Consider the following 14462-nt stretch of genomic DNA (forward strand, 5'->3'; position numbering starts at 1 on the left):
CGGTGGCCGCGAGGTGCGGAACCCCGTCACTTCAAAAATAAACATCCAATTTTCTGGAACCATTCACTGCCGCTCCGTCGATCACCGGCTGCCGGACCGCGGTACGCCGACTTCGGATGGTCCCACCATCGGGATGTTCAGTGTATCTTCGATCCTGGGCACCGACACTTGTGCTCCGGCGCAGGAACGGCTATGTGCCGAACGGCCGCGCAGCAAGGGACGGAAGGAGTCGTCGATGGGCCGGTTGACCCGGGTCCAGCAGCAGGAGCGCACCCGCGCCGCCGTGCTGACTGCGGCGAAGGCGGAGTTCACCGAGCACGGGTACGCCCTGGCGAAGGTGGACCGGATCGCCGAGCGGGCCGAACTGACGCGGGGCGCCGTCTACTCGAACTTCCCGAGCAAACGCGCCCTCTATCTGGCGGTGCTGCTCGACATGGTCGAGCGCGGCGTCGCCGCCGAGGACGGCACCGGCGCCGCGGCCCCCTCCCCCGCCTCCACCACCGAGGCCCTCGGCGCCTTCGCCCGGAGCCGGCTCGAACGGCTGCCGCTGGCCGACCACGCCCCCTCCCTCGGCCGCGTGCGGCTGCCTGCCCTGGCCGAGGTGCTCGACGACGAACCGCTGCGCGCCGCGTTCGGCCACGTCACGCGCCTGGAGGCGCTGTTGCTCGCCCTCGCGCTGGAGTCGCTGGACGCGCGCGGGTCCGTCGTCGCGCCGCCCGCGCGGCAGGTACGGCGGGCTCAACTCGTCCTGCGGCTGCTGGACGGACCGGGCACCTCGGCGGATCCGGCACTCGGCTTCGGCGACCCCTTCGACATCGCGCAGGCCTGCGCGCACCTCGCCGGTCTTCCCCTCACCGACACCTGGGACCCGCCCCACCTGCCGTACGTCCCGCCCGCGCAAGCCTGCCGCGACCCGTGGAACCCTCCACAGGAGCTGCGCGACCTGCTCGACCGGCGTCCCGTCGCATTCGCCGAGCACGGTGTGATCACTGTCCTCGGCACCCGCCGCCTCGAAGCCGCGGAAGAGGCCGTCCGCGCCGCACGCGCCGGTGACCAGGTCACCGTGGCCGTCACCACCGCGGTCCCCGCCGAGATCGGACGCCTCGTCCGACTGAGGATCGGCGACTTCGCCCAGAGCCTCTGGCGCGTGTTCGGCCCCGCCGACCGCCCCCGCCTGCGTCTCGTCCTCGACGAGCGCAACCTGCTGGCGTCGGCCGTCGGCGTTCCCGACGCCGACGACACCACCGAGTACGCCGTCCGCGTCCAGCACGACACGATCGTCACCCGAGCCCAAGGACCGGGTGCCGCGCATGCCGCGGCCACGGCCGCCTCCGACCGCACCACCGCAGACCTCTCCGACACCGAACCCGATGGGGCCGCGCCATGACCCAGCCCGTTTCGTCCAACGCCACCAGCACCGACCTGCTGGTGCTCCACACCCTTCGCTGCATCGGCTTCTCGGGCCTGTCCGCCGTCGCCGGCGCGACGGGACTGTCCGAGTCCGACGTCGAGTCGGAACTGATCGACCTCGCCGTCGACGGCCTCGTCACGCGCACCGCGGGCGACTTCGGCGGCTGGGGCCTCACGGACGCCGGCCGCGCCGCCGACGCCGAGCGGATCGCCGAGGAGGTGGCGGCGGCCGGCGTGCGGCCCGCGCTCTCCGCGGCCTTCGACCGGTTCCTCGTCCTCAACCCCGAACTGCTCGACCTGTGCACGGCCTGGCAGACCCGCAGCGTCGACGGCAGCATGACGATGAACGACCACAGCGACTCCGCGTACGACGCCCGGGTCCTCGACCGGTTCACGGAGTTCCACCAACGTGCCGAGCCGCTGTGCGCGGAGCTTTCCGCGGCGCTGCTCCGGTTCCAGCGCTACCCCGTCCGCCTCGCCGACGCGCTCGCCCGTGCCAGGTCCGGCGCGCTGGAGTACGTGACGGACAGCACCGCCTCGTACCACACCGTGTGGTTCCAGCTCCACGAGGACCTGCTGACCACCCTCGGCATCCCGCGCCACTGAGACAGTCCTTGCCCCTCCCCGCAGCCGAATCAGCAGAGGCGACGCAGAGATGACAACGCGATGACCTGGATCCATCCGCTCTCGGCAGAGGTCGAGGAGACCGTGGACGTCCTCGGCGGCAAGGCGCACGGGCTCATCGTGCTGCGGCGTCTGGGGCTGCCCGTACCACCGGGGTTCGTCATCGGTACGGAGGCATGCCGCGCCTACCTCCGCACCGGGCGGCTCCCCGACGGCCTCCGCACCGAACTGGCCGACGCCGTACGCGTCTTGGAGGGTGCGGCGCACCGTACGCTCGGCGGTCCGGTACGGCCGCTGGCCGTGTCGGTCCGCTCCGGCGGCCCCGTGTCGATGCCCGGCATGATGAGCACCGTCCTCAACCTCGGACTCACCTCCGAGGCGACCGCCGCGCTGGCCGAGGAGACGGGCGACCCGCGCTTCGCGCTGGACTCGCGGCTTCGCTTCCTGACCAGCTTCGCCTCGGAGGTGGTGGGCGTGGGCCCGCAGAGCCTGGCGGACGCGCAACAGGTTCTGGCGGACGCGGAGGGGGGCGTCGACGCCCAGGACGACGACTTGAGCGGCTTGGAGAGTGCGATCCGCGAGGTCGAGCAGCTGATCCGCGAGCAGAGCGGCGAACCCGTACCCGAGGACGCGGTGCGGCAGTTGGAGTTGGCCGTAGAGGCGGTGTTCTCCTCGTGGGACACCCCGCGCGCCAAGACCTACCGGGCGCTGCACGACATCCCCGGCGACCTCGGCACGGCGGTCACCGTCCAGGCGATGGTGTTCGGCAACCGCGACGGACGCAGCGGTACGGGTGTGGCGTTCAGCCGCGATCCCAACACCGGCGAGCCGGTTCCGTTCGGAGAGGTGCTGTTCGGCCGGCAGGGCGACGATGTCGTCTCCGGCACCTCGCTCACCGGCCCCCTGAGCGAGCTGGCCGACCGGGAACCCGCCGTATGGGCGGAGTTGTCCGCGGCACTGGACCGGCTCGAAGAGCATTACCGCGACGCCTGTTACGTCGAATTCACCTTCGAGGCAGGCGAGTTGTGGGTCCTCCAGGTGCGCCCCGGGCGGTTCGTCGGACGCGCCGCGGTCCGGCTCGCGGTGGACCTGGCCGAGGCGGGGACGATCGGACGTGACGAGGCCCTGCTGCGCGTCTCGCCCCAGCAACTCGCCCAGGTGCGGACCCCGCGGATCGCGGCGATCGATCCACGGGACGTCTTCGCCCGGGGGCTCGGGGCCTCCCCCGGAGTCGCCGTCGGCCGAGTGGCCACCACCGCCGACAGCGCGGCGCGGCTGGCGGCCGGCGGGCCGGTCGTCCTGCTGCGCCCCGAGACGTCGCCGCTCGACATGCACGGCCTGGCCGCCGCGGCCGGGGTCGTCACCGCACGCGGCGGGCCGACCAGTCACGCGGCCGTGGTGGCGCGGGCGATGGGGAAGCCCGCCGTCGTGGGCGCCGCGGGCCTCACCGTCGACGCCGCCGCGAACTGTGTGCGGGCGGGCGGGCGCACCCTGCCCGAAGGCACCCTCATCGCTCTCGACGGGACGAGCGGCGAGGTCGTCGTGGGCGAGCCCCGTGTCGCCACGGACGCGACCGACCCCCACCTGCACCGGCTGCTCGGCTGGGCGGACGACGTCGCGAGCGGCACCGACGGCGACCGCGCCGAGCCGGAACGCCTCGCCTCGGCGCAGGCCGTCCTGCGAGGTTACCGTCGCAACTCCAGCACGGCGGCGCCGAGCTCCGGACAGGAAGCACGACACGACTCATGACCCAGCAGATCCTCGAACGCGTCAACGGATACGAGCGTTGGTTCAACGCGCTGTTCGAGGAGTACTTCGTATCGTTGGACACCCGGCTCGACGTGCCGTCGTTCAGCCGGTTCACCCCGGAGTGCCTTGATCTGCTGCGGGAGTTGTCCCTGCGGGGCGGTAAACGGATGCGGGTCGTACTGCTGCGTGAAGCGGCACGTCTGGTGACGGACGAGCCCGTCGAGGGGCTGGACGCCGCCGCGCTGAGCGTCGAGTTGTTGCAGACCCACGGTCTGGTGCACGACGACCTCATCGACGACGGCCCCGTCCGCCGCGGCGGCCCGTCCACCTACTACGCCTACCGTCGGCGGTTCCCCGACCACCCGCAGGCGGCCCTGGGCTTGACCGTCCTCGCGGGTGACCTCGCCCTGGCCCTGTCGCTTCAGGTGCTGCTGGACGCGAAGGTACCGACGGACGTGCGGCAGGCCATGGTCGAGGTGCAGACGCGGGCGATGGCCGACACGTTCATGGGTCAAATCGTGGATTTGGAACGGGACTTCGCCACCGCGCCGGACGAGAGCGTTCTGCACTGCGTGGCCGACTACAAGTCGGCCCGTTACTCGATTCTCGCTCCCCTGCAACTCGGCCTGCTGGCCGCGGGCGCACAGCCGCGGCTCTTCGAGGGTCAACTGCGCGAGTACGCACGCCTGGTGGGGGTCTGCGGGCAGATGCGCGACGACTACCTGGACCTGTTCGGGGACCCTGACGCCATGGGCAAGCCGACCGGAACCGACCTCCGCGACGGCAAGCACAGCTACACCGTCCGTGCTCTCCTCGCGGCCGTCGACGACACCGAGCGGACGGTGGTGGACACCGCGCTCGGCGACGCGTCCTGCACGCCGGAGACGATCGCCGCCGTCCGTGAGATCGGTGAACGCCGCGGCGTGGCGGACCGCATGCGGGCGGACATGCGCCGCTACGCGCAGCAGGCGTCCGAGTTGGCCGCCGGCTGGCGCCCCCGGTGGCGAGAGGAGGCGGTCTGCTTCTTCGAGCAGCTGCCGCTGTGGAGCGTCGAGCGAGCCGGGTGACCAACGACCGCACTGTCGACGTGGGCTGTTCGGTCGGCGGGAGGCGGTTTCCGGCATGCGCGGACGGCATGCGCGGAGCAGGACGCGCTGAGCGGGACGGGGTCCGCCTACAAAACGCGCAGGGCTTGGCCGGTGTCGCGTTCGCGCCTCGTCAGGGCGTGCAGCACCGCCTGATCGCCGTGTCGGTCGCGGGCAGCCGCGACGAGCACGTCGATCGCCACGGCGAGTGCGGCTCCGGGGGCCGGCGTGGGGACGCCCACGCTCAGCGCCAGATCGTCCAGGTGAACCGCCAGTTCGACACAGCGTGTCTCCAGGTAGCCGTCGAGCAGCATCTCCTCTCCGGGCCGGTGCAGGACGGCCACGCGCCGACCGGCCGGTTCGCTTTCCAACCGCTCCGACAGCCGCCGCCATGCGGCCCTCGTCTGCTCGGCCACGGCGACGGGACCGGCAGCGGCGGTTTCCTCGCTGCGCGCACGCACGCCGACATTGAGCTCGGAGTCGGGAACGGACGTGCCCACGAGCCTGGCGTAGTAGCGCACCGGTGTCACCGGCTCCGCGCCGACCACGTCGCCGTCGAGGAACCATTCGACCTGAAGAACGCTGCGCGCGAGATGACCGGCCAATCCGCCCACTGACATCCCCGGCAACAGGGACTCCTTCGCCCAGTCACGCCTGAGCTCTTCCGTCTCCAGGAGCTGCACGGCCCGTTCAGCGGCCAGTAGGTACGCCTCGCGTATCTCCGTCGTCATGCAGGCATCCTGCCCCCATGAAGATCACTTCGGCCGAGCAGTCCGCATAGTGATCGTGACGAGCGCCAGCACCGCCGCGAGGGCGAAGGCGGCCGCCACCGTGTTCAGCAAGGTGTAGGGGCCGCTGCCCGCGACGACGCTGCCGTCGTCCAGCAGGCAGTCGAACCCCAGCGGAATGTAGGACGGTTCGTGCCCGGAGAGCCGGTCGAGGGTGCGGGGTGGGAGTGAGCGGCAGGGCATGGCCGGCGACGACGAGGCACCCGACTCGGCGTCGTGCGCGTCCCACTGGACCGCACCGAGGCCGATCGTATAGACGATGACGGCTGCGGCCGCCGCCATGCCCGCGCTCCAGCGCAGCAGGTCCCGGGGCCAGTCCGGGCGGCGCCCCGGCAGGGCCACCGACACCAGTTTGACCGCGACCGCGATGGCCCAGAGGGGCGCGGCGAGCAGGGCACCGTACATGAGCAGGACGAACACGCCAGCCGCCTCTCGGACGTTCCTCGACCCTCGACCGAGGCGACGGATCGCCGCCCTCTGCCGGACATCATGCCTGTGCCGCCGGCACCGGCGAGAACGCGGCCCATGGCTCGTGGCTCGTGCTTCGAGGCTCCTGGCCCGGGAACGGGCCCCTGCTGCCGCCGGATGACGCACCATGGGTCACAGGGGCGACACCGCCCCGTGTACGCGCACGTGAGCGAGGCGGAGGAGACACGGTGGACGGGGATTCCTGGATGGCGACGTCCGCGGACATGCGGGAGGCGGCGCACGCGCTGCTGTCCGTCCTGGAGCCGGAGCAGGTACGTGAGTTGCGTGTGGGCCCCGGCCGCCTGGACGCGCCCGAACTGCGCGAGTGGACGTACCTGCCCGGTTCGCGTCCGGGCCTGTCGACCGAGGGACTCGACGACGGCCAGCGCGCCGCGGTGGACGGGCTGCTCGTCGCGGCGCACAGCACGGCGGGCGCCGAGCTGGCCCGCGGTGCGATCGAGGTGGAGCGGCACCGCCGCGCCCTGGCCGGTGCCGCGGGAGCCCCCGACCGCTACTGGCTGCGGCTGCTCGGAGACCCGGACGGCGACGCCCCTTGGGCGTGGCGGATGAACGGCCACCACCTCGCGGTACACGTACTGGTCACGGCCGCGGGCGTCCGGGTGACCCCGCACTTCATCGGTTCGGAGCCGGCGCGCGTCACGCAGGGCCCGCGGGCGGGCCGTCGGCTCCTGGGGCCCGAGGAGGACCTGGCCAGGGAACTGGTCACGGACCTCGACCCCGACCGGCGGGCGGTCGCGGTCTTCGACAGTGTGGCGCCGGACGACATCCTGACCCGCGACGACCCGTTCGCCGCCCCCGACCGGCTGCCGACAGGACTCACGCACGCCGACATGACGCCAAGTCAACGCGGCATCCTAGAACGCCTGGTGCGCCGCTACCTCGACCGCGCGCCGACGGCGTACGCACGGCAGTGCTGGGACGACACCGTGGCTCGGGGGCTGGACGCCGTCGCCTTCGCATGGGCCGGCGGCCGCGCGCCCGGGGATCAGCACTACTACTGCGTCCGGGCCCCTGACTTCCTCATCGAGTACGACAACACCCAGGACGACGGCAACCACGCCCACTCGGTCTGGCGCCACCTGCGCCACGACTGGGGGATCGACCTGCTCCGTGCGCACTACGCGGACCAGCACGGGTAGGAGCGAGCCGTCCCGGAGGCTGCCAGGACGCCGCGGGAGCCGATCCCGGTTCCGGTGGCCTCACATCCGGGACCTCAGTACGTCCACCTCACAACCCGGCGCCGTCGGGTCGAAGCCGTGCTCGACCAGCCAGCGGACCGCCAGCAGGCTTCGCAGCGACCACCACGCGCGGATCACGTCGACGTCGACGTCGGTGCCGTAGCCGGTGATGACGTCGCCGAGGTGTTCCTCCTGTCCGAGTGTGAAGGTCGCGAGGTCGTACAGGGCATCGCCGCGGCCCGCTTCGGACCAGTCGATGATGCCCGTGATCCCGTCGCCGTCGGCGAATACGTGCGCGATCTGCAGGTCTCCGTGTGTGAACGCCGGGGTCCACGGCCGGAGCGCGGCCTCGGCGATGCGGCGGTTGCGGGTGACCAGGTCGGCGGGCAGGACGCCGTTCGCGACGAGCCACTCGCACTCGCCGTCGAGTTCCGCCGTCAACTCGTCACGGCTCCGGCCCGCCCGGCCGGGCCAGGGCGGCAGCGGCGCGTCGTGCAGCTCGCGGATGGCGGCGCCCGCCGCGGACCACGCCGCCGGCGACGCGGTCGACGGCTCGCCGAGGCGGCCGAGCGTCGTCCCCGGGAGCGCGGCGATCGCGAGCACGGGCGGCTTGCGCCACAGGACCTCCGGAGTCGGGACCGGTGCCAGGGCCATCGCCTCGACCTCGACGTCGACGCGCGCCTGATCGACGTCCACCTTCAGGAACACGTCGCCGACGCGCAGGGTCGCCCGCTCGGAATGGGCGACGACGATGTTGACCTCATCCATGGGCGAGCAGTATCCCGGACCGGCTCGCGCGGGGTCGAACTTGTTTGCCCGTACGGAAGCGGGTGATAGTCGGCCTCTCAGCCTGAGGTGGTGATCAGTGACATGCCGTTGCACCTTCGCACCAGTCTTGTCCGTGTGATGGAGGACTTCAGCCCTGCCCTGCTCGATCTCGTGCACGGCAGCCCCGAGCTGACGGACGAGGTGGGCGGCGTGGTCATCCACGACCCGGGGGACGAGGTCACGTACCCGCAGCGCGCCATCGTGCTGGGTGTCGGGGTCTACGGGACGGCGGAGACCGCCCGGCTCCTGCGGGAGCTCGGCCGGCACGGCGCGGCCGCCCTGGTGGTGCGCGGTCCGGTGGAGCGCGACGAGGCGCTGGCAGCCGCGTCGGCGGCCTCGGGCGTGGTGCTGATCGGCCTGACCCAGGGCGCGTCGTGGTCGCAGCTGACGGAACTCCTGCGGACGCTGCTCACCGAGGGGGACGTCGGGGACGCGGGCGCGGAGTCGCTGGGTGGTGTCCCTTCCGGTGATCTGTTCGCGCTGGCCAACGCCGTCGCGACACTGCTGGACGCGCCGATCACGATCGAGGACCGCCGCCAGCGCATCCTGGCCTTCTCCGGCCGTCAGGACGAGGCGGACCAGGCGCGCGTCGCCACGATCCTGGCCCGCCGGGTACCCGACGCGTACCTGCGGATCCTGGAGAGCCGGGGCGTCTTCAGCGAGCTGTACCGCAGTGAGCGGCCGGTGCACATCGCACCGGCCACGATCGAGGAGGGGGAGACGGCCCTCCCCCGGGTCGCCGTCGCGGTGCGCGCCGGTGACGAGTTCCTGGGGTCGGTGTGGGCCGCGGTCGAGGAGCCACTGACCCCCGACCGCGAGCAGGCCTTCCAGGACGCGGCCAAGCTCGTCGCGCTGCACCTGTTGCGCCACCGGGCGGGCGCCGACGCGCAGCACCGGCTGCGCGCCGATCTCGTGAGCACGGTCCTGGAAGGCGGAGCGGGGGCGGCCGACGCCCTGGACCGGCTGGGGCTCGTGGAGGAGCCCACGGTGGTGATGGCCATGGGCCTCAGAGGGCAGCGGGGCGACCATGCGCGTCTCGCCGCCGAACGGCAGCGGCTGACGAGTGCGCTGGGCATCCACCTCAACGCCGTGCAGCCCCGGTCGGCTCTCGCCCTGCTGGGCGACGTGGCCTATGCCGTCGTGCCGGTGCCCGCCGACCCGGAGGCCGGCCGGGAGCGGGCGGTGCACGTCGCGGACAATTTCGTGGAGCGCGCCGGCCAACGCTCCCAGGTGGTGATCGGCATCGGGTCGGTGGCCACCGACCCGATGGCTCTCAGCAGGTCGAGGACCCGGGCGGACCGGGCTCTGCGGGTGCTGATGAGCGACCGCGGCGATATTGACGGGAACGGTAGACGTGTCGCCTCGATCGGCGACGTGTACATCGACGCGCTGCTGCTGGACCTGCGGGACATGGCCGCGGCGCAGGGGGACGAGCTGATCGGCCCGGTGGCCCGGCTCGTGGAGTACGACGCCCACCATCGCTCGCACCTGGTCGAGACGCTCCGGGCGTGGCTGGACGCCTTCGGCGACGTCATCGCCGCGTCGGCGAGTGTGTTCGTCCACCCCAACACGTTCCGCTACCGCATCCGGCGGGTCGCCGAAGTGGCGCAGGTCGACCTGCGGGATCCCTCGACGCGCTTCGCTCTCATGCTGCAACTGCGGTTGATGCGTCCGTCGAACGTGCAGGGGTGACAGAACGCCCCGCCGCTACAGCTGGATCCACTCCTTGGCCGCGGTCACCCGTTCCAGGATCTCGTCGACCGGGTCGACGCCGATCCCCGGCCCGGCCGGCACGTCGAGGTGGCCCTCGCCGAGCTCGAAGGGCTCGGTGACGTCCGTGGCGAAGTAGCGGCTGGAGCCGGAGGTGTCGCCGGGCAGGGTGAAGCCGGGCAGCGCGGCCAGGGCGACGTTCGCGGCGCGGCCGAGGCCGGTCTCCAGCATGCCGCCGCACCACACCGGGACGCCGTGGGCCACGCACAGGTCGTGGATGGCCTTGGCCTCCAGGTAGCCGCCGACCCGGCCGGGCTTGATGTTGATGACCGAGGCGGCGCCCAGCGTGATGGCCGCGGCGGCGTCCTCGGCGGACTCGATGGACTCGTCCAGGCACACCGGCGTACGCAACTGCTTGGCCAGCGCGGCGTGCTGGACCAGGTCGTCGTCGGCGAGCGGCTGCTCGATGAGCAGGAGGTCGAAGGCGTCGAGCCGGGCGAGCCGGCGGGCGTCGGCCAGGGTGTAGGCGGCGTTGGCGTCGACCTGGAGGAGCAGGTCGTCGCCGAACCGCTCCCGCACGGCGCGGACCGGGGCGATGTCCCAGCCCGGTTCTATCTTGAGCTTGATGCGTACGTAGCCTTCGTCGATGAACCCGCCCACGGCGTCGAGGAGTTCGGGGATCGAGTCCATGATGCCGACCGAGACGCCGCACGGCACGCGCTCGCGCTCGGCGCCCAGGAACGACGCGAAGGACTGTCCCGACGCCCGCAGTTGCGCGTCGAGGACGGCCGTCTCCAGCGCCGCCTTGGCCATCTTGTGGCCCTTGAACGGCTTCATGGCGCGCTTGACCGCGTGGGCGTCCGCGTCGGCGGGCAGCGCGGGGACGAGGAAGCGGCGCAGGACGTCGGCCGCGCCGTCCACGTACTCGGAGCAGTAGCGGGGCTCGGACATCGCGACGCACTCGCCCCACCCCTCGCTGTCGGGCGTGACCACGCGGACGAGCAGGACGTCACGGGCGGTCTCGACGCCGAACGAGGTCCGGAACGGCGCCCGCAGGGGCATCGCGATCCGGCGCAGTTCGATGCCGTCGATCTTCATCGTCATGGTGTTCGGTCTCCTGGGGAGGACGTGCGGAAGAGGGGAGCTGGGGAGGAGCAAGGGGGGCAGACGCGTCACGTGGTGGTGTCGCGTTCGACGACGTAGGCCGTCCGGTCGTGGAAGCCCGTGACGCGGGCGCCTTCGGCGAGCAGGCCGCCGAGCACCTCGCGCATCGCGAGGCGCCAGGCCTTCGCCGCGCCGGGGTCGGCGCGGCGCAGCCCCTCGATGTCCGGCGGCACCTCGACCAGCAGGGTCGCGGCGTCACGACGGCCGATGACGGGCAGGCCGTCCCGTACCGTCAGCGCGGTCACGGCGTCGTCGGGAACCGCCGCGGGGGCGGGGCGCCCGGACGTCGCGGCGGCGGTCGCCGCGGGGCCCGCCAGCTCCCAGGAGATCAGCGCCCGGTCGGTGTCGTCGCCGCCGTTGATGGCGTCGTCCATCTCCCCGTAGAAGCTGGTGAGGTACTCCACCGGGAGCCCGCCGAGCTTGGTCAGGTTGAAGTGGGCGTTGCGCCGCACCAGGGGGTCGTACGTCCATGTGATGCGTCGTAGTCCGCGGGCCAGGGCCCACCGGCGCTGGTGCAGCTTGAGGGCGAGGCCCGCCCGATGACCGGGCAGCGCACCGGTGACGTGCGAGTGCAGGGCCTCTCCGGCGGGGGCTGCGAAGAAGGCGACGGACGCGCCGACCAGCCGGCCTTCGGTGAAGGCTCCGGCGACGTAGTTGCCCGCGTGGGACAGTGCCCGCATCTGCTCGACGCCCATGGGGGTACTGCCGGGTGCGCTCCCCCAGATCTCCTCGAACAGCGCGTCGACGCGCACGAGTTCATGCAGTTCGTGCAGTTCCCGTATGTCGAGGGTGTTCACCGGGTGACCTCCTCGACGAGGGCGGCGAGGAGCCGGGCGCGGGGGGCCAGCTCGGCGACGACCACGTGCTCGTCGTCGGCGTGGGCGCCGCCGCCGACGGCACCGAGGCCGTCCAGGGTGGGGCAGCCGAGTCCGGCCGTGAAGTTCCCGTCGGACGCCCCGCCGACCGCCGCGGACAACAGCGGCCCCAGACCCTGCCGCCGGGCGAGGAGGTCGGCACGCGCGAACAGGCCGGCGGAGGACGCCTCCTCCAGCGGGGGCCGGTTGGGTCCGCCGCGGACCTCCACCCGCGCTCCGGGGACCGTGGGTTTCATGGCGCGTATCGCGGTGTCCATCCGCTCCTGGGCCTTGCGGGAGGGGACGCGGACGTCCACGCTGACCGTGGCTTCGGCGGGCACCGTGTTGGTGGCCGAGCCGGCCTTGACCACCGTGGGGACCACGGTGGTGCGCCAGCCGTCGCGGGCACCGGCGTCGGCCACCTCGGCGAGACCGTCCAGGGCGAGGGTCAGGTGCGCGGCCTCCACCGCCGCGTTGACGCCCTTGTCCGGCTCCAGACCGGAGTGGGCCGCTCTGCCGCGTACCACCAACTCGTAGGCGGAGGTGCCCTTGCGGGCGGTCTTCAAAGCACCGCCGTCCGCCGACGCCTCCAGGACGAAGGTCGCCGCACACTGCCGCGCCATCTCCTCGATCAGCGCCCGCGACGTGTCCGAACCGACTTCCTCGTCCCCGGTCACCAGGACGCAGACGCCTTCCAGGGAGGGCAGCGAGGCGAGGGCGTGGAACATCTGCACCAGACCGGCCTTCATGTCGAAGACCCCGGGGCCGCGCGCGATGCCGTCGGTCACCGACCACGGATGAGTGGCCAGCGAGCCCATCGGCCACACCGTGTCGTGATGTCCGAGCAGCAGCACGCGGGGCGCGCCGAACGTCCACCGCAGGTGCGTGACGCCGTCGACGACGAGGCGTTCCGGCGAGGCGCCGAGGAGGCGTGCTCCCTGGGTGGCCACGACGTCCGCGCTGCGCGCCACGGCGGCCAGGTCGGCGGAGAAGGACTCGCACACCACGAGTTCTTCGAGGTCCGCGAGCATCGCGGGCAGCTGAGGCGCCGGCCGCCCCGGCAGCGCGCCGCTCACCGGGCACCGCCCGGCCTGCCGAGCTGCTCGCGGAAGAGCCGGTGCACATTGCCGCCGAGGACCGCGCGGATCGTGGAGTCGTCGAGCCCCCGCTCGGTCAGCGCCGCCGTCAGGGCGGGGAGCTCGGCGGGCCCGTCCAGGCCGGGCAGCGAGGCGTCGAGGGCGACCCCGGTGTAGTCGCCGCCGTCGCAGCACGGCGGGGTGATGTCGGCGGCGACCTCCCGCAGGAAGTCCGGGCCGATGCCGACGTGCTCGGCGCCGACCAGCTCGATGACGTACTCGATGTGGTCGACGACCCGGTCGACGGTCTGCCGCTCCGGCTCCGCCGCCAGGAAGTCGGGGACGAAGTTGACGCAGACGACGCCGCCGGTGGCCGCGACGCCCCGGATCTGGTCGTCGGTGAGGTTGCGGTGGTGATCACAGAGGGCGCGCACCGCGGAGTGCGAGGCGATCAGCGGCCGGGAGGCGAGCTCCAGGACGTGCGCCACACCGGCCGCCCCCAGATGCGAGATGTCGAACATGACGCCGAGGCGCTCCAGTTCACGGAGCGCCGCGACGCCGTCGCCGGTGAGCCGGGAGCCGGTGGCGTCCTCCCCGCTGCCGTCGGCGAGCGCGGACCGCCCCCAGTGGGCGAGCGAGGCCATCCGCACCCCGAGCCGGTGCAGCGTCCGGAACAGCTCCACGTCCGCGTCCACCCCGGGCGCACTCTCCAGCGCGAGCACGAGCGCGATCCGCCCCTCCGCCAACGCGGCGTCGATGTCCGCGCCGTCCAGGCACAGGCGTACGTGCTCGGGGTTCCCCTCGGCGAGGGCGTGCGCGCACTCGATCATCCGCAGGGTGCGGCGCAGCGCTCCCTCGGGCCGGAACTGGTCGTCCACGAACACCGGAAGCACCTGTATGTCCACGCCCCCCTTGCGCAGCTGCGGCAGCCACCGCTCGCGGAAGAACGCCGCCCAGCGGTGCGGGGGCCGCTCCACCACCGACATGAGCAGGTCGTTGTGCGTGTCGGCGACGAGCGCGCGCCCGTGCAGATCTTCGGTCACCTTCGGCTCCTCCTCGAATCCATGCCTGTGACGCTAGGCGAGAGGGAAGAGCCGGGGTTCGTCGTGAAGACCCAATTCCGGCGGAGTTCTCCGTATCCCCGAACGACAGCCGCGGCCCGTCAGCAGGGACGGATGAACCACGCGTCCGACCAGTTGCCCCAGCCCTTCTTGTTGTTCGGGGGTATCTCCGGCCACACGGACCAGAACTCGTGGATCTTCCAGCTCCTCTTCACCGGGTCCCATGTCTCGGTGCAGAAGCGGCCCTTGGGGCAGGAGCTCAGCCCGTCCGTCGTGTGATAGATCCTCTCGGGTGCGGGCTTGACCGTCGGTGAGACCGCCTGTGGCGACACCGGGGCCGCCTGGGCCTAGGTGCCCGCCAGGGCTGTTCCCGTCAGTGAGGCCAGGGCGACGGCCGTCGCACATGGTTTTGGCTCCGGCCGAAACGTCGGGCGGGCGCCGGCGGC

The 14462-nt window shown here is 72.4% G+C and carries 14 protein-coding genes; 6 read left to right on the forward strand and 8 right to left on the reverse strand.

Features of this window, described 5'->3' with window-relative positions; translation table 11 throughout:
* Positions 1-235: 235 nt before the first annotated feature.
* Genes ACZ4Z4_RS23665 through ACZ4Z4_RS23680 form a run of 4 tightly spaced genes read left to right on the forward strand, consistent with a single transcriptional unit; the run spans position 236 to position 4850 of the window.
* Positions 236-1387 carry a TetR/AcrR family transcriptional regulator gene (locus ACZ4Z4_RS23665; protein WP_468330557.1) on the forward strand — a complete coding sequence of 384 codons (1152 nt, stop codon included), beginning with the start codon at positions 236-238 and terminating at the stop codon, positions 1385-1387.
* Positions 1384-2016 (forward strand): transcriptional regulator, encoded by a 633-nt coding sequence (locus ACZ4Z4_RS23670; RefSeq protein ID WP_468330560.1) that lies wholly within the window; start codon positions 1384-1386, stop codon positions 2014-2016. The genes ACZ4Z4_RS23665 and ACZ4Z4_RS23670 overlap by 4 nt, the downstream gene beginning before the upstream one ends.
* 60 nt (positions 2017-2076) lie before the next feature.
* Positions 2077-3783 (forward strand): pyruvate, phosphate dikinase, encoded by a 1707-nt coding sequence (locus ACZ4Z4_RS23675; RefSeq protein ID WP_468330563.1) that lies wholly within the window; start codon positions 2077-2079, stop codon positions 3781-3783.
* Positions 3780-4850, forward strand: coding sequence for a polyprenyl synthetase family protein (locus ACZ4Z4_RS23680; protein WP_468330566.1), 1071 nt, complete (start codon positions 3780-3782; stop codon positions 4848-4850). The genes ACZ4Z4_RS23675 and ACZ4Z4_RS23680 overlap by 4 nt, the downstream gene beginning before the upstream one ends.
* Positions 4851-4957: 107 nt before the next feature.
* Here the strand turns inward: ACZ4Z4_RS23680 and ACZ4Z4_RS23685 are convergent, their stop codons facing one another.
* Both ACZ4Z4_RS23685 and ACZ4Z4_RS23690 read right to left on the reverse strand, forming a co-directional pair.
* Positions 4958-5599, reverse strand: coding sequence for a maleylpyruvate isomerase N-terminal domain-containing protein (locus ACZ4Z4_RS23685; protein WP_468330569.1), 642 nt, complete (start codon positions 5597-5599; stop codon positions 4958-4960).
* A gap of 24 nt (positions 5600-5623) precedes the next feature.
* Entirely contained in the window at positions 5624-6076 is a 453-nt protein-coding gene (locus tag ACZ4Z4_RS23690; RefSeq protein ID WP_468330572.1) for a hypothetical protein, read from the reverse strand.
* A 236-nt stretch (positions 6077-6312) separates the two neighbouring features.
* Here ACZ4Z4_RS23690 and ACZ4Z4_RS23695 point away from each other — a divergent pair, with 236 nt between their 5' ends.
* On the forward strand, positions 6313-7284 hold the full coding sequence (locus ACZ4Z4_RS23695) for a DUF3500 domain-containing protein (protein WP_468330575.1): 972 nt from the start codon (positions 6313-6315) through the stop codon (positions 7282-7284).
* Between the two features lie 60 nt (positions 7285-7344).
* Here ACZ4Z4_RS23695 and ACZ4Z4_RS23700 read toward each other — a convergent pair whose 3' ends face one another.
* Positions 7345-8091, reverse strand: a complete 747-nt coding sequence (locus ACZ4Z4_RS23700) for a phosphotransferase family protein (protein ID WP_468330578.1) — start codon at positions 8089-8091, stop codon at positions 7345-7347.
* Between the two features lie 102 nt (positions 8092-8193).
* On the opposite strand from ACZ4Z4_RS23700, the gene ACZ4Z4_RS23705 reads away from it, so the two are divergent.
* Positions 8194-9843, forward strand: coding sequence for a PucR family transcriptional regulator (locus ACZ4Z4_RS23705; RefSeq protein ID WP_468330581.1), 1650 nt, complete (start codon positions 8194-8196; stop codon positions 9841-9843).
* A gap of 15 nt (positions 9844-9858) precedes the next feature.
* Here ACZ4Z4_RS23705 and menC read toward each other — a convergent pair whose 3' ends face one another.
* The 5 genes from menC to ACZ4Z4_RS23730 form a co-directional block, all read right to left on the reverse strand.
* On the reverse strand, positions 9859-10959 hold the full coding sequence (menC, locus tag ACZ4Z4_RS23710) for an o-succinylbenzoate synthase (RefSeq protein WP_468331457.1): 1101 nt from the start codon (positions 10957-10959) through the stop codon (positions 9859-9861).
* A gap of 74 nt (positions 10960-11033) precedes the next feature.
* Entirely contained in the window at positions 11034-11822 is a 789-nt protein-coding gene (locus tag ACZ4Z4_RS23715; RefSeq protein WP_468330584.1) for a GNAT family N-acetyltransferase, read from the reverse strand.
* Positions 11819-12910: a M20 family metallopeptidase gene (locus ACZ4Z4_RS23720; RefSeq protein WP_468331460.1), complete on the reverse strand. Its 1092-nt coding sequence runs from the start codon at positions 12908-12910 to the stop codon at positions 11819-11821. The genes ACZ4Z4_RS23715 and ACZ4Z4_RS23720 overlap by 4 nt, the downstream gene beginning before the upstream one ends.
* 41 nt (positions 12911-12951) lie before the next feature.
* On the reverse strand, positions 12952-13998 hold the full coding sequence (locus ACZ4Z4_RS23725) for a dipeptidase (RefSeq protein ID WP_468330587.1): 1047 nt from the start codon (positions 13996-13998) through the stop codon (positions 12952-12954).
* Positions 13999-14117: 119 nt separating this feature from the next.
* Positions 14118-14348, reverse strand: a complete 231-nt coding sequence (locus tag ACZ4Z4_RS23730) for a hypothetical protein (protein ID WP_468330590.1) — start codon at positions 14346-14348, stop codon at positions 14118-14120.
* Positions 14349-14462 lie beyond the last annotated feature (114 nt).

Source organism: Streptomyces sp. NPDC030245 (genome assembly GCF_055572995.1).